Here is a 13,674-nt window from a genome sequence, read left to right on the forward strand (position 1 = left end):
ATGATGCGAAAGTAGGTGAAGGAATGACCATGGTGCTCGACCGAAGTGTGGAAACCGCCATCGCCAGACTGCTTCAAATCGGAGGACGGGGCGGTGACCCGCGTGCGACCGCCCGGAGGCTGTCCGACGTATATCCGACGCTTCGGGCGCTGTCGCAGGCGTCCGTGAGCGACCTCTGTCAAATCGAAGGGATGACGAAGAAGAAGGCCGAACAGTTGCTTGCGGCGTTCACAATCGGCATCCGTTATGTCGAAGAACCGAAGTCGGAGATGCCGACGATCCGCTCGCCGCAAGACGCGTATGAACTGCTCCGGGACGAGCTGCGGCTCCTCAATCAAGAGCATTTCGTCTGTCTGTATTTGAATACGAAAAATCAGCTTATTGCCCGGAAGACGCTCTTCGTCGGCGGGTTGAACTCGTCAATCGTCCATCCACGGGACGTGTTCCGTGAGGCGCTCAAGCTGTCGGCGGCATGTTTCATCGCCGTGCATAACCATCCGAGCGGCGACGCGACCCCGAGCCGGGAAGACATCGAAGTGTCGGAGCGATTGGTCGAAGCCGGTAACATCGTCGGCATCGCTTGCCTCGACCACGTCATTATCGGCGAGGACCATTACGTCAGCATGAAACAGCGTGGGTATATGAATGGCTGAATTTGGGAAAAGTTTTCCAAATGTGTGCTAAGTTTGCTATACTGGCAGACGAGGTGTTCACAATGGAAAAATTGCTTTGGCTTTTAATCATCAGCTTCGCGTTTCTAGCGAGCTTCGTCCCGCTCGAACCGCTCGTGTTGACGTTCGTCGTCTTCGTGCTATTCGTCTTGATCAGTATGGCGTTGTTTCAACGTCTTCGAGAAGGCCACTGGGCCGACCGCTTGTCCCCGCTCATCATCGTTGGACTCGGGATCGTCGCCTTCATCGCCTATTTGGCATTGTTTCTCGCATGGGGGAACGCTACGCTCGATTCACAAGTGTTTCAGATGATCGGGCAACTCGTCTTCACGTACGTCGGGGTGTACTTATTCGTAGTAACAGTGTCTGGCTTTATGGCCGGGGCGACACGGCAAAAGCCGTCCCGGTTCTTTCAACCGGTTCTCGTCATCTCTGTCATCTGTTACGGGGCGATGCTGTTGCTGTCCCTTTCGACGCGGAGTTGATCATCCATATGAAGCAGGCGTATACGCGCCTGCTTTTTGTGTGTAGAGGACTCGTTCAACACGGTGTCGAAAACGTTACCATCAGGTGAATTGAGAGGGAAGGTGAGGCAGCATGAATGAGGATATCATTGATCAGGAGCGGGATTTGAAATTGATGTTGACGGACATCAAGAACGGGACGATTCGTCTGCAGGAACTTGACGAGGAACGGGTCATCCAATCGATGCTTCATCATATCGGTTCGACGGATCCCGAGCTTCGAGACCAGTTGATTTACACGCTCTTTTATCGGTTCATCATCGAAGACGAGCAATTGACGAGCGAGCAATTGGCGGACATGTTCCATACGACGCTCAAATATCACTTATTCCACGGCATCGGCGAAGCAGGGACAGATACGGTCTTCACCCGATCATTCTCGACTCTATTGATTGCGCTGATTCTAGGTCAAGACCGTCAACAGCGCTTCTTGTCTGAAACGGACATCGACATGTTAAAAGCGAAGCTGTTGGCGTATCTCGACTGTGAAATCGACACGAGAGGATATGTGACAGGAAAAGGTTGGGCCCATTCCATCGCTCATGTAGCCGACGCGTTCGAAGAGCTCGTCTTGCATCCGCAGCTTGACGAGACGGAGTTTGGTGAGGTGCTTGAGGCGCTATGGAACAAAGTGCTCGTTCCGACTGTGTATGTGCATGACGAGGATGAGCGGCTCTTGAACCCGATCTTCGCACTGCTCGACCGAGGCATGGACGAGCAGGAAGTACTCGTCCTGTTAGAGGAGTTGCCAGCGACGTTGCGCGCCCAAAAACAGCAACTCGAACCCGAACAGTATTGGCACATCGTCCATAATATGAGAACGTTCTTGAAGAGCTTGTTCATCAAATCGCACGAGACGAACCGGCAAACTCTTCAAACGGCAGTGCTTCTCGCCTTGAAAACGATTTGACGACGATGAAAGAGTTCTTGTGGCAGGCGCTTACACGTGCTTGCTTTTTGATTTGCGTTTTTCGTAAAAAGAAGGCACACTAATAGACGGTGAGACAGGACTGAGATGCAGGGATTGTAAATAACCTGTAATCGAATGAACGTTTTCAAACATGATTTTTCCGTTATAATAAAAAATAGTGTAATCAAGAGAGGAGCAGCACGTATGTTTCGTAGTTTTAACCGAGAAATCGGAATCGACCTTGGAACGGCTAACACGCTCGTTTATGTAAAAGGTCAAGGCATCGTCGTTCGTGAACCGTCCGTAGTGGCGTTCCGTACAGATACAGGTAGAATTGAGGCCGTAGGTAACCAGGCCAAGGATATGATTGGACGTACGCCGGGCAACGTCACGGCACGCCGTCCGATGAAAGATGGGGTCATCGCTGACTTTGAAACGACAGCAACGATGATCAAGTACTTCATGGAGCAAGCACAAAAGTCAAAGAGCGGTTTGTTCTCGTCGAAGACGAACGTCATGATCTGCGTACCAAGCGGCATCACGTCTGTTGAAAAACGTGCCGTCGAAGATGCGGCCAAGCAAGCGGGCGCACGTGAAGCGTATACAATCGAAGAACCGTTCGCGGCAGCAATCGGCGCCGGTCTCCCGGTTTGGGAACCGACAGGCTCGATGGTCGTCGATATCGGTGGCGGTACGACCGAAGTCGCAGTGATCTCACTCGGCGGCATCGTGACGAGCCAATCGATTCGTGTCGGCGGTGACGAAATGGATGACGCCATTATTCGTTACATCAAAAATAAATACAACCTCATGATCGGGGAACGGACGTCTGAGTCGCTCAAGATGGAAATCGGCTCGGCCCGCATCGATGCCTCGAACGAAGGCGAGAAGATGGAAATCCGCGGTCGCGACCTCGTGACGGGTCTTCCGAAACAAATCGAAGTTTCGGCTTCTGAAGTATGTGAAGCGTTGTCGGATACGGTCGAAGCGATTCTTGCCGGCGTGAAACAAACGCTCGAGCAGACGCCACCGGAACTCGCGGCTGACGTCATGGATCGCGGAATCGTCCTTACAGGCGGCGGGGCGCTCCTTAAAAACTTAGACGATGTCATCTCGGATGAGACACACATCCCGACGCTCGTCGCGGATGAGCCACTCGACTGCGTCGCGATCGGGACAGGAAAATCTCTCGAAATGATGGACGTCCTCCGTTCAAAATCAGGCATCTCGTCGCGTCGATGAGAGGTGAAAAGCGATGAGCCGGTTCGTACGCAATAAAAAGCTCATCATCACGCTGATCGGTATTATATTGTTCGTCGTCATTTTAGGGGTTTCGATTCGAGGACGGTCGGAATCCGCCTGGTACCAAGACGTCACGCGTGATGTGGTCGGGACGTTCCAACGGGTGTTCACCGTGCCGATCGGCTGGATGGACAGCACGGTGTCCTCGATTTCGGACGTCCGGGATATCTATGAAGAGAACCGTCAGTTGAAACAACATTTGACGAAATATGCGGAAGTGTCGGTCGAGGCCGACGACCTTCGCCGGGAGAACGAGGAGCTGCGCCGAATGATCGACGCGAGCGAGACGTCGCTTCGTGACTTCGACCTCATCCCGGCCGAAGTCATCGGGCGCACGCCGAACGACTGGCAGCGTTACGTGACGATCAACGTCGGTCAAGAACGCGGCGTCGAGAAAGGGATGGCCGTCACGGCCGCCGGCGGTATGGTCGGTCGGGTCATCCAGGCGAGCGCCTACACGTCGCAAGTCCAGCTCCTAAGCGACAACAACCGGACGAACAACGTCTCGGCGGTCGTGAAAGACGCGGACGGCAAAGCGACGTACGGGACGATCGACGGCTTCGACAGCGAGACGAACGAGCTCTTCTTCACGAAGATCTCGAATAGCGTCGAGTTGAAAGAAGGCGAGATCGTGTCAACGTCAGGGCTTGGCGGACGTTATCCGGCCGGTCTCGTCATCGGGACGGTCGAATCGATCGAGACCGACGAGTACGGCGTGTCTCAAGTCGCCCGCATCAAGCCAGAGGCGGACTTCAACGAGTTTTCACAAATGTTCGTCATCGATCGAACGCTCGTAGAGCCGTTCTTGACGGGTCCTGAGGAAGGAGGAGCAGCCGGTGAGTAACATGAGAGTGTTCATCGCCCTGTTCCTCCTCTTTCTTATTGAAGGGACATGGGCCGCCATTTATTCGTGGCACTACATGACCCCGTTTTTGTCTTTGACGTTGATCGGGCTCATGTATATCAGTTTGTATGGCCGCTGGGAGTCGGCACTCGGTTTCGGGCTCGTGTTCGGATTACTGTATGACATCGTCTACACCGACTTGCTCGGAATTTACTTATTTACTTTTTCACTCATTCCTCTCTTAGTCAGCTTCGTGTTAAAATATATAGGTGAGAACTTCTTCTCGGTCGTCATCACGTTCACGTTTATGATGCTTGTCTTCTCTTTCACGATTTACAGTGTGATGGCAGCGATCGGCGGGACGACCATGACCATTCAAACACTATTAGTTGAACAGATTCCAGGGACGCTCGTCGTCAATGCGATCGCCATCGCGGTACTGTATTACCCGATGACGCGATACGTGGCGCCGCGACCTGTAGCGAAGAGAGGGTAGCCATGATGGAGCGTAAACGACACATTACGATTAAAGGACATCGCAACGGGATTGCAATCCACTTCAATCCAAGAAGTGGCATCGATGAGGTGCTCCTAGAGTTAGAGGCCACGTTGCAAGAAATGGAGCCGCCCTCTGGGAAGATTGCACTCAAATTGCACGCGGGAACTCGTTATTTGGACGAGGAGCTGTCACGTCAAATTCGTGAAGTCGTTGCTCGTCATGGCGTTTTTTATATCGAGGAGCTTTCGAGCGAGGTCATGTTGACCGAAGAGGCGAAAGCGACGTACGGCAAGAAGACGTTCCATTACCATAGCGGGACGATCCGCAGCGGACAAGTGCTCTCGTTCGACGGCTCGGTGCTCATCATCGGGGATATCAACCCGGGTTCAGAAGTCCGGGCGACGGGAAGCATCTATTGTTTAGGCACGATACGAGGAAATGTCCGGGCCGGTGTCGAAGGATGGGAGGACGCGGTGATCACCGCGAGTCTGCTCCATCCAAAGTTTCTGGCAATCGGCGAGCACGTGCTCGCGTCAGACGGCGACGAACCGCTTCCGGAAATCGAGATGGGTTGCGCGTATCAGACAAATCAGGGCATTGAAATGACGCGTCTTCGTCAAGTGATGACAGGATTAAAAGACGCATATGCAATGGAATTACAGAGAGGGTGAGTTTGATGGAGCAAGTAGTAGAGCCTGTACATACAGCGAAAGAAGTGAAGAAAGGTCGGGCCATCGTCGTGACGTCGGGAAAAGGTGGCGTCGGTAAGACAACGACGACCGCGAACCTCGGGACCGGTCTTGCGTTATCCGGACACTCGGTCTGTCTCGTCGATACGGACATCGGTCTTCGGAACTTAGACATCGTCCTCGGACTCGACAACCGAAGCATCTATAACCTCGTCGACGTCATTAACGGCCAGTGTAAGCTGCATCAAGCGCTCGTCCGCGACAAGCGGTTCGAAGAGATGTACTTGCTCCCGGCCGCCCAGTCGAAAGACAAGACGTCGGTTCAACCGGAACAAGTGAAAGAGATCATCGACCAGTTGAAGACAGAATATGACTTCGTGTTGATCGATTGCCCGGCCGGCATCGAGCAAGGCTTCATGAACGCGATCGCCGGGGCAGACGAGGCCGTTGTCGTGACGACGCCGGAGAAGGCGGCCGTCCAAGACGCGGACCGCATCATCGGCATGCTCGAGCAAGCCGAACACGTCGCCGCACCGAAACTGATCGTCAACCGCGTGAAGAACCACCTCGTCGAATCGGGCGACATGCTCGACATCGATGACATCATGCGCATCTTGTCGATCGACCTCCTCGGTGTCGTCGTTGACGATGAGGAAGTCATCGCCGCAGCGAACCGCGGGGTACCGGTGACGATGAATCCGGACAACAACGCCGGACAAGCGTACCGGAACATTACGCGCCGTATCCTCGGCGAGTCGGTTCCGCTCATGTCGATTCAAACAGATAAAAAGCCGGTCGGTTTCTGGACACGGCTCATGATGAAATTTGGAATGAAAAAAGCGTGAAGGCAACGAAAGTTGCCTTTTTGTGTCGAAAGGAGAGACGTGCATGAAACTCATCTATGAACGGACGCCGTCGATCGAACGGGCGATGCTCGTTGACGGGGAGCGATTGCTCGAGGTCGAGGAACGGTTCATCGACCAACTGTCAGTCGGGACGATCGTCGAGGCGGCGGTCGAACGCATTCACCCGTCGCTCGGTGCCGCGTTTTTGACCGACGGTGCGACGACGTTCTTCCTCCCGATCGCCGAGACGCTCCGAGCGCTCGCCGCGTATCCGGACGTCCCGACGATCGGACAAGCAGCGGTCGTCGGTGAGAAACGGCTCGTCCAAGTGACGAAAGAAGGCATCAACGGCAAACACCATAAAGTGACGGAGAACATCCGCTTCGGTGGGCGCTATGTCGTCTACTTCCCGTACGGGCGGCGGCAACTGTACAGCCGCAAGCTCGACCTCGTCACACAAGACCGGCTGTCAAAAGTGTTCACGCTCAACGAGACTGAAGGGGTGTTGTTCCGGACGGAGTCGGGACAAGCGAGCCCTCAGGCGCTGCAAGAAGAGCTCGAGCTCTTGCGCGCCCGGGCCCGGGACGTCGAACAGAACCGCTTCGGCCAAGACGAGCTCCTCTGTGAGCAGTTCGCCCGCCGACACGCGATCGAGTCCGTCATGACGAACGACGCGGAGGCGAAGCGACGCCTTGAGCGGCTCGACGTCCCGGTCGAGCGCCACGTCGGCAAAGGACGGATGAAAGAAGCGCTCCGACTGGACGATGCGATCGAGAAACTCGAGAGCCGTGTCGCTTGGCTCGAAGGCGGGGCGTACGTCTTGATCGAACAAGTCGAGACGATGACCGTCATCGACGTCAACAGCGGCAAAAACGTCGCGGTCAAAGACAAAGGGCGGGCCGCCGACACGATCAACGAGGCGGCGCTCTATACGGTCATGGAACAGCTCCGGCTGCGCAACATCGGCGGCATGGTCGTCATCGACTTTTTGCGCGGCTCCAAAGACGGACAGACACGCCTATTGAAGAAAATGAAAGAAGTCGGGGCGCGCGACCCGCGCCGCGTCGAAGTGTACGGCTTCACGAAGATGGGATTGTTCGAACTGTCACGGGAGCGGACCGGCCGTTCGATTCAAGACCGGATGGTGCGTGACGGGCGTCCGTCGAAGCTCGCCGTCTTCTCGCGGCTCGAACGGGCGTTGCTCGATTTAGGGACGCACGACGCCGTCGTGTTGTCGCTGCCACAGAAATGGCAAGACGGGAACTGGGACGCGTTCGGCTTTGAAGTACTGTTCGTTGACGGAGAGCCCGGCATCGCCTTTTTCGGTACGGTCGAGGAATGTCAAAATTTCGTACAACGTCGTTGACAACGTTTGAACGAGAGTGGTATCATCTATAACGTTAGTTCGTTTGGAAGCACCCAAATGGCTACAACCGCACAGAACGGGTTGAAACGGTTTTGCCCTGCCCTGGATGGCGAGTCTGAGTTAAACAAGGAGGTGCACGTATATGTACGCAATCATCAAAACTGGTGGTAAGCAAATCAAAGTTGAAGCAGGTCAAGAGATCTACATCGAAAAACTCGATGCTGATGTCGAGGGTACTGTAGAATTCGGTGAAGTTCTTTTCGTTGGTGGTGACGATGTTAAAGTCGGAGCTCCACTCGTAGAGGGCGCTAAAGTCGTAGCAACTGTCGTTAAACACGGTCGCGCGAAGAAGATCACTGTCTTCAAAATGAAAGCTAAGAAAAACTACCGTCGTAAGCAAGGTCACCGTCAGCCTTACACGAAAGTTCGCATCGAGAAAATCGAAGCGTAATTTATGATTCGAGTAACGGTCAGACGAGACGAGACGAAGTCGATTCGTTCCGTCGAAGTGACAGGTCACGCCAACTTTGCTGAACCCGGTTCTGACTTAGTGTGTGCCGGCGTTTCCGCCATCATCTTTGGGGCGTATAACGCTGTCGAGGTACTCGCAGGCCAGTCGCTTCTTGTAGAAATGGCAGACAAAACAGAGGGTGGCTACTTTTATGTCGAGACGTATCCTGATGTATCACCGGAGGACGCGGCTCGCACCCAACTGTTATTAGAAGGGATGCTCGTGCAACTAGACACGATCGCCCATAGTTACGGTGATTATATCCAAATTGAACAATAGGAGGTGGACCTCATGTTACAATTGAACCTTCAGTTCTTCGCATCGAAAAAGGGAGTAGGATCGACTAAAAACGGTCGTGACTCGATTTCGAAACGCCTCGGCGCTAAACGCGCTGACGGACAGACAGTTTCAGCTGGATCGATTCTCTACCGTCAACGCGGTACGAAAATTCACCCAGGTGAAAACGTCGGCCGTGGTGGCGACGACACATTGTTTGCTAAAGTTGACGGCGTAGTACGCTTCGAGCGTCTTGGTCGCGACAAGAAACAAGTGAGCGTTTACCCAGTTGCGTAAGTAGAACCACGCAGAAGACTCTAGCCACTTATTTGGTTAGAGTCTTTTTTACTAGGAGAGGATCAAATGGACTCACAGGCAGCACTGAAATTATTATCGACCGTCCGTCACGAATGGATGAATCGGCTTCAGATGATCTCCTTGTACGCGGCGCTCGAGCCTGATAGACTCGAGGAGCTGTACGATCGATATCGTCAGCACGCCGACGAGGAGAGTGCGCTCATTCGCTTAAACATGCCGGCGACTAGTCTCGTTATCATACAGGCGAATTGGGAAGGGCGGTTGACCTATAAGGTATCGACCGACCGCGTGTCGTTAGACGACGCATGCGTGGCGGACAAACTTGTCCGTCTTCTGTCAGGAACGGATGGACCGATTCATGTGACGTTCACGGACGGACTGACGGTTCGCGTCTTCGGCAACGTGCCGGAAGGTGTGTTCGCGTCAGACGAAGTGTACGAACAGACTGTAGAATGTTCTACGTTTCGTTTAAAAGGAGGGAATTAAATGTTTGTCGATCAGGTTAATATTTTTGTAAAAGCTGGAGACGGTGGTAAAGGAATGGTCGCGTTCCGCCGCGAGAAGTATGTTCCAGACGGTGGACCAGCAGGTGGTGACGGTGGTCACGGTGGCGACGTCGTCTTTGAAGTAGAAGAAGGATTACGGACACTCGTTGATTTCCGTTTCTCGAAAAAGTTTATCGCCCATAACGGTGAAAAAGGAATGTCGAAAGGGATGCATGGACGTAAAGCGAAACCGCTCGTCGTCAAAGTCCCGCCAGGCACGATCGTTTTTGACGCCGCGACAGACACTGTCATCGCCGACCTTACCGAGCACGGCCAACGGGCCACGATCGCTAAAGGCGGACGCGGTGGTCGGGGGAACTGTCGTTTTGCGACACCATCGAACCCGGCACCAGAAATCGCTGAAAACGGGGAGCCAGGTCAAGAGCGCGAATTGCGCCTCGAGTTGAAACTCCTCGCAGACGTCGGTCTCGTCGGATTCCCGTCAGTCGGGAAATCGACGCTCTTGTCGGTCGTCTCATCGGCACGGCCAAAAATCGGGGCGTACCACTTTACGACGATCACACCGAACCTCGGCGTCGTGAAAACAGCGGACGACCGTGACTTCGTCATGGCCGACCTTCCTGGACTCATCGAAGGAGCGAGCCAAGGTGTCGGTCTCGGTCACCAGTTCTTGCGCCACATCGAACGGACGAAAGTAATCGTCCATATGATCGATATGAGCGGCATGGAAGGACGCGACCCGTTCGAAGACTACACGACGATCAACCGCGAGCTCGAGTCGTATAATCTACGCCTCCTCGAGCGTCCGCAAATCGTCGTCGCCAACAAGATGGATATGCCGGATGCACAAGAGCATCTTGCCGAGTTCCAGAAAAAGATTGGAGAAGACGTCAAAGTCTTCCCAATTTCGGCACTCGCCAAAGAAGGACTTCGTAACCTTCTTATCGAAGTAGCCAATCTCGTCGATTCGACGCCTGAGTTCCCACTCGAGGAACTCGAAGAGAAGACGGCCACGCCACGCGTCGTCTATCGTTACGAGAAAGAAGAAAAAGGATATCAAATCCACATCGATGATTATGACCGCTTCGTGATCACGGGGCCGCGCATCGAGAAACTCTTCAAGATGACGAACTTCGACCATGACGAGTCGATCAAACGATTCGCCCGTCAGATGCGCCAAATGGGAATCGACGACGATCTCCGCAAACTCGGTGCCGAGGACGGAAGCGTCGTAGCCATCCTCGACTTCGAGTTCGAGTTTGTCGAATAATCTTTTGAAATAGGAAACGGAGTGTGAAGTAAACGTGGACCCTGTGCCCTCGTCTAGTTTAATTCTTTATGCAGTATTGATTTTGTTATCAGCTTTCTTCTCGTCAGCGGAAACCGCGCTCTCGAGTGTCAACCGGGTCCGGATGATCCGGATGAGTGAAGACGGGGATAAGGGTGCCAAGCGCGTCCTTGACCTCGTCGACCGGTTCGACGATACGCTCTCGACGATTCTCGTCGGGAACAACATCGTCAACATCGGGTCGGCGACCGTCGCGACGGCAATCGCCACGTCCATCTTCAGCGGAGGGACGGGGCTGCTCGTTTCGACGTTCGCGACGACGGTGCTCATCTTGATCTTCGGGGAGATTCTCCCGAAATCGCTCGCCAAAGAGTTCGCCGAGAAGTATTCGCTGCTCATTAGCGGAATTCTCGTCTTCTTGGTCAAAGTGTTGAAGCCGATCACCATCGTCTTCACTGGGCTGAAGCGTCTGACGCTTCGTGTCATCGGCATGAAGGCGAAAGAGCCGTCTGTGACGGAAGAAGAGCTGAAAGTGCTCGTCGATATGGGGGAAGAGGAAGGGGTGCTCGGTGAGACCGAGGCCGAACTCGTCCATAGCGCCTTCGCGTTCAACGACATTACGGTCGATGACGTGTTGACGCCGCGGATCGACATCCTCGCCGTCGATATCGACGATTCGCTCGAAGAAATCAAAGACACGATTTTCAGCGGCGGGCATTCTCGCTTGCCGGTCTATAAAGACTCGATCGACAACGTCATCGGGGTATTGTCCGAACGGGATTTCCTCCGTTCGATGGTACGGGATGAAGTGACCGACATCCGGGCACTCATCCGTCCGCTCACGTACGTCTCGCCACAGACGAAGTTGATCGAACTGCTCCCTGTCCTGCAGCAAAAACAATCGCACATGGCCGTCGTCCTCGATGAGTTCGGCGGAACGGCCGGACTCATCACGCTCGAGGATATGCTCGAGGAGCTCGTCGGCGACATTTGGGATGAGCACGACGAATCGGTCGTCTACTTGAGACGTCTCCGTGACGGCGTATACGAATGTATGGCTGACATGGACGTCGATGAGTTTGCTGAAGAGATGGGCATTAAAGAACCTGAAATAGACTCGAATACGATGGGAGGATGGTTCGTCGAATTGCTCGGCGACATCCCAGAGAAAGGGGCGCGTGTCACGTATGAGGACATGACGTTCACCGTTCTCCACGTCGAAAAACGCCGCGTCCGTAAGCTGTTGGTCGAGACGAACCAAGCTGAACCGGCTGAAGAAGCATAAGACAAAGGGACCTCCAAATTGGAGGTCCCTTTCAGCTTGTTGAGTAACACAATGCTTTTCGCTCATCCTCTTGGCGCCTCCGCTTTCCTAGGGGCGAGCAGGGAACCGCATCGCTAAACGCTGCTGGGTCTCCCTTCGCTCGCTGACCCCTCAGGAGTCTACGGCGCCATCGGATGACTTCTCGTCTTTTTCTGATGCATTGACGGTCGGAAGAAGCTGGCCAATCTTTTGATCAGGAAGGAGCGGATGCGTAGCATTTTTTCAATTTTATGTCGGGGAGAGCATCTCGTTCGTCAATAGCATGAAAGGGACCTCCAGCCGGGGGTCCCTTTCGTCGTTACACGGTATGATGGCGTTCGGCACGCTCGAGCAACTCGTACGGCCGGACTTTGTAAATCGCGTGCGGCAAATACGTCGGATCGATCGCATCGAGGAAACGCATTTGGAAATGCTCGCGCTTGATGTAGTCCGACACGTTCGTCGCATCGACGTTGAAGAAGCCGACTTCTTGCGTCTCGCCTGCTTGAGGGGCGAGGTCGCCCGAGACGTAACGGGCCCGGAACGTGATGCAGAGGACGCGCGAGGACACGTTTTGATAAATACCAGTGATGCCGTCGATCTCGATGTCGGCGCCGGTCTCTTCTTTCACTTCGCGATGCACGGCGTCGACGATTGACTCGTGTTCTTCGACTTGACCGCCCGGCATCTCATACGTGTCGTTCCGGTGCGTGTTTTGGACGAGGAGCACTTCGCCTTGCTCGTTCGTGACGTACGCTGTCACCGAGACGATCGTGCGCGGCGGCGTGTAGTGCCCGGTCGGCATCATGAACTCCTCGCTCGATTTGATGTACAAGTCTTTCCCGAGCCGGGCCCGTTTCTTCATCGCCTCACGGCGGAGCGAGCTCGACCGGTAGTCCCGTTCGACTTGCTCGTAATGTTCCCGGTCCCGGTATTCCCAGAGCGCCATGACCTCGGTCTGGTCTTCGGTCACCCAACGGCCGACGAGCCGTGCGCCATGCGATACCTGGATTGGATACAGGTATGTATGGAAAAACTCTGTGAATTCTTCTAGACGTTCAGGGCGAATCGTATACGTTTTTCGACGATGGAACATGAAAATTCCTCCTTTGACGGTTGGCCGTCTTGATACGACGAGTCGTGATTTCCTCACATTGACGTATTCGCCGTGACGAGATAATTTCCCTCTATTCAAAAAGTCAGCTCGAGCGCAAAGGCTCAAGCTGACTTTTTCATAAAGCTCGGATTCGAGCGGATATACCGGATGAGGAAGAACAAGGCGATCCCGAAGCCGACGTACGGGCCAAACCCGTGCATGAACTCACCGATTTGGCGCCAGTTGCTCCCGAGCATCATGCCGACTTTCACGAACGCAAACGACCAGACGGCGAAGACGATCGTCGTCACGACGAAAAACTTCCGGAACGACAAGCGCATGACGCCGGCACTGATGGCGAACAGTTGACGCCAAATCAAGCTGAGGCAGACGATCCAAGCCCCGTACGTCTCGAACCAAGCCTCCGCCTGGAGTTGTTTGTCGTGCTTGATGCGGAACGAACGGTACAGCTTGAGGGCGACCGGACGTCCGCCGTAGCGTCCGATCCAATAGAGGCCGACCTGGCTCGTGACGAACGCTGACCAGGCGAGCAGGAAAATGAGAAGGAACGACGCGTCATGGGACCCGACGAGATAGCCGCCGTAAGCGAGGACGAGCTCGTTCGGAATCAATTGGACAAAAATACCGAGCGGAATGCTGAACACACCGCACCCGACTAAAAGCTGCTCGAGGAAGTGCCACATGCTGCGTCACTCCTTTCATAAA

Annotated in this window: 17 protein-coding genes and 1 other annotated feature; of the genes, 15 read left to right on the forward strand and 2 right to left on the reverse strand. The window is 54.3% G+C overall.

Annotated elements, in window-relative coordinates; genetic code table 11:
* The first annotated feature begins 23 nt into the window (after positions 1 to 23).
* The 15 genes from radC to JJU47_RS08370 all read left to right on the forward strand — a co-directional run bounded on the left by radC (position 24) and on the right by JJU47_RS08370 (position 11,834).
* Complete coding sequence (gene radC, locus JJU47_RS08300) at positions 24 to 653, forward strand: RadC family protein (protein WP_228618142.1); 630 nt, start codon at positions 24 to 26, stop codon at positions 651 to 653.
* Positions 654 to 715: 62 nt separating this feature from the next.
* Positions 716 to 1,156, forward strand: a complete 441-nt coding sequence (locus JJU47_RS08305; protein WP_228618144.1) for a hypothetical protein — start codon at positions 716 to 718, stop codon at positions 1,154 to 1,156.
* A 112-nt stretch (positions 1,157 to 1,268) separates the two neighbouring features.
* Positions 1,269 to 2,105, forward strand: a complete 837-nt coding sequence (locus tag JJU47_RS08310) for a DUF2785 domain-containing protein (protein WP_228618146.1) — start codon at positions 1,269 to 1,271, stop codon at positions 2,103 to 2,105.
* Positions 2,106 to 2,309: 204 nt separating this feature from the next.
* The gene (locus tag JJU47_RS08315) at positions 2,310 to 3,347 is read left to right on the forward strand and encodes a rod shape-determining protein (protein WP_024369864.1); all 1,038 of its coding nucleotides are present in this window, start codon (positions 2,310 to 2,312) and stop codon (positions 3,345 to 3,347) included.
* A gap of 13 nt (positions 3,348 to 3,360) precedes the next feature.
* The gene (gene mreC / locus JJU47_RS08320; RefSeq protein WP_228618148.1) at positions 3,361 to 4,251 is read left to right on the forward strand and encodes a rod shape-determining protein MreC; all 891 of its coding nucleotides are present in this window, start codon (positions 3,361 to 3,363) and stop codon (positions 4,249 to 4,251) included.
* Between the two features lies 1 nt (position 4,252).
* Positions 4,253 to 4,747: a rod shape-determining protein MreD gene (gene mreD / locus JJU47_RS08325; protein WP_228618245.1), complete on the forward strand. Its 495-nt coding sequence runs from the start codon at positions 4,253 to 4,255 to the stop codon at positions 4,745 to 4,747.
* 5 nt (positions 4,748 to 4,752) lie between these two features.
* The gene (locus JJU47_RS08330; RefSeq protein ID WP_228618150.1) at positions 4,753 to 5,421 is read left to right on the forward strand and encodes a septum site-determining protein MinC; all 669 of its coding nucleotides are present in this window, start codon (positions 4,753 to 4,755) and stop codon (positions 5,419 to 5,421) included.
* 5 nt (positions 5,422 to 5,426) lie between these two features.
* Positions 5,427 to 6,284 (forward strand): septum site-determining protein MinD, encoded by an 858-nt coding sequence (gene minD / locus JJU47_RS08335; RefSeq protein ID WP_228618152.1) that lies wholly within the window; start codon positions 5,427 to 5,429, stop codon positions 6,282 to 6,284.
* Between the two features lie 43 nt (positions 6,285 to 6,327).
* Positions 6,328 to 7,650, forward strand: a complete 1,323-nt coding sequence (locus JJU47_RS08340) for a ribonuclease E/G (protein WP_228618154.1) — start codon at positions 6,328 to 6,330, stop codon at positions 7,648 to 7,650.
* A gap of 55 nt (positions 7,651 to 7,705) precedes the next feature.
* Positions 7,706 to 7,777: a sequence feature (ribosomal protein L21 leader region), on the forward strand.
* Between the two features lie 15 nt (positions 7,778 to 7,792).
* The gene (gene rplU / locus JJU47_RS08345) at positions 7,793 to 8,101 is read left to right on the forward strand and encodes a 50S ribosomal protein L21 (protein WP_016508528.1); all 309 of its coding nucleotides are present in this window, start codon (positions 7,793 to 7,795) and stop codon (positions 8,099 to 8,101) included.
* A gap of 3 nt (positions 8,102 to 8,104) precedes the next feature.
* Positions 8,105 to 8,440 carry a ribosomal-processing cysteine protease Prp gene (locus JJU47_RS08350; RefSeq protein WP_228618156.1) on the forward strand — a complete coding sequence of 112 codons (336 nt, stop codon included), beginning with the start codon at positions 8,105 to 8,107 and terminating at the stop codon, positions 8,438 to 8,440.
* A gap of 12 nt (positions 8,441 to 8,452) precedes the next feature.
* Positions 8,453 to 8,734 (forward strand): 50S ribosomal protein L27, encoded by a 282-nt coding sequence (gene rpmA, locus JJU47_RS08355; RefSeq protein ID WP_016508537.1) that lies wholly within the window; start codon positions 8,453 to 8,455, stop codon positions 8,732 to 8,734.
* 66 nt (positions 8,735 to 8,800) lie between these two features.
* Positions 8,801 to 9,241 (forward strand): Spo0B domain-containing protein, encoded by a 441-nt coding sequence (locus JJU47_RS08360; protein WP_228618158.1) that lies wholly within the window; start codon positions 8,801 to 8,803, stop codon positions 9,239 to 9,241.
* Positions 9,242 to 10,531, forward strand: coding sequence for a GTPase ObgE (obgE, locus tag JJU47_RS08365; RefSeq protein ID WP_228618160.1), 1,290 nt, complete (start codon positions 9,242 to 9,244; stop codon positions 10,529 to 10,531).
* 43 nt (positions 10,532 to 10,574) lie between these two features.
* Positions 10,575 to 11,834 (forward strand): hemolysin family protein, encoded by a 1,260-nt coding sequence (locus tag JJU47_RS08370; RefSeq protein WP_366511950.1) that lies wholly within the window; start codon positions 10,575 to 10,577, stop codon positions 11,832 to 11,834.
* Positions 11,835 to 12,171: 337 nt separating this feature from the next.
* On the opposite strand, the gene JJU47_RS08375 is transcribed toward JJU47_RS08370, so the two are convergent.
* Positions 12,172 to 12,948: an NUDIX domain-containing protein gene (locus tag JJU47_RS08375; protein ID WP_228618164.1), complete on the reverse strand. Its 777-nt coding sequence runs from the start codon at positions 12,946 to 12,948 to the stop codon at positions 12,172 to 12,174.
* Between the two features lie 122 nt (positions 12,949 to 13,070).
* Positions 13,071 to 13,652, reverse strand: a complete 582-nt coding sequence (locus JJU47_RS08380) for a DedA family protein (protein ID WP_228618166.1) — start codon at positions 13,650 to 13,652, stop codon at positions 13,071 to 13,073.
* Positions 13,653 to 13,674 lie beyond the last annotated feature (22 nt).

Source organism: Exiguobacterium sp. (assembly GCF_020832205.1).
Classification (GTDB): domain Bacteria; phylum Bacillota; class Bacilli; order Exiguobacteriales; family Exiguobacteriaceae; genus Exiguobacterium.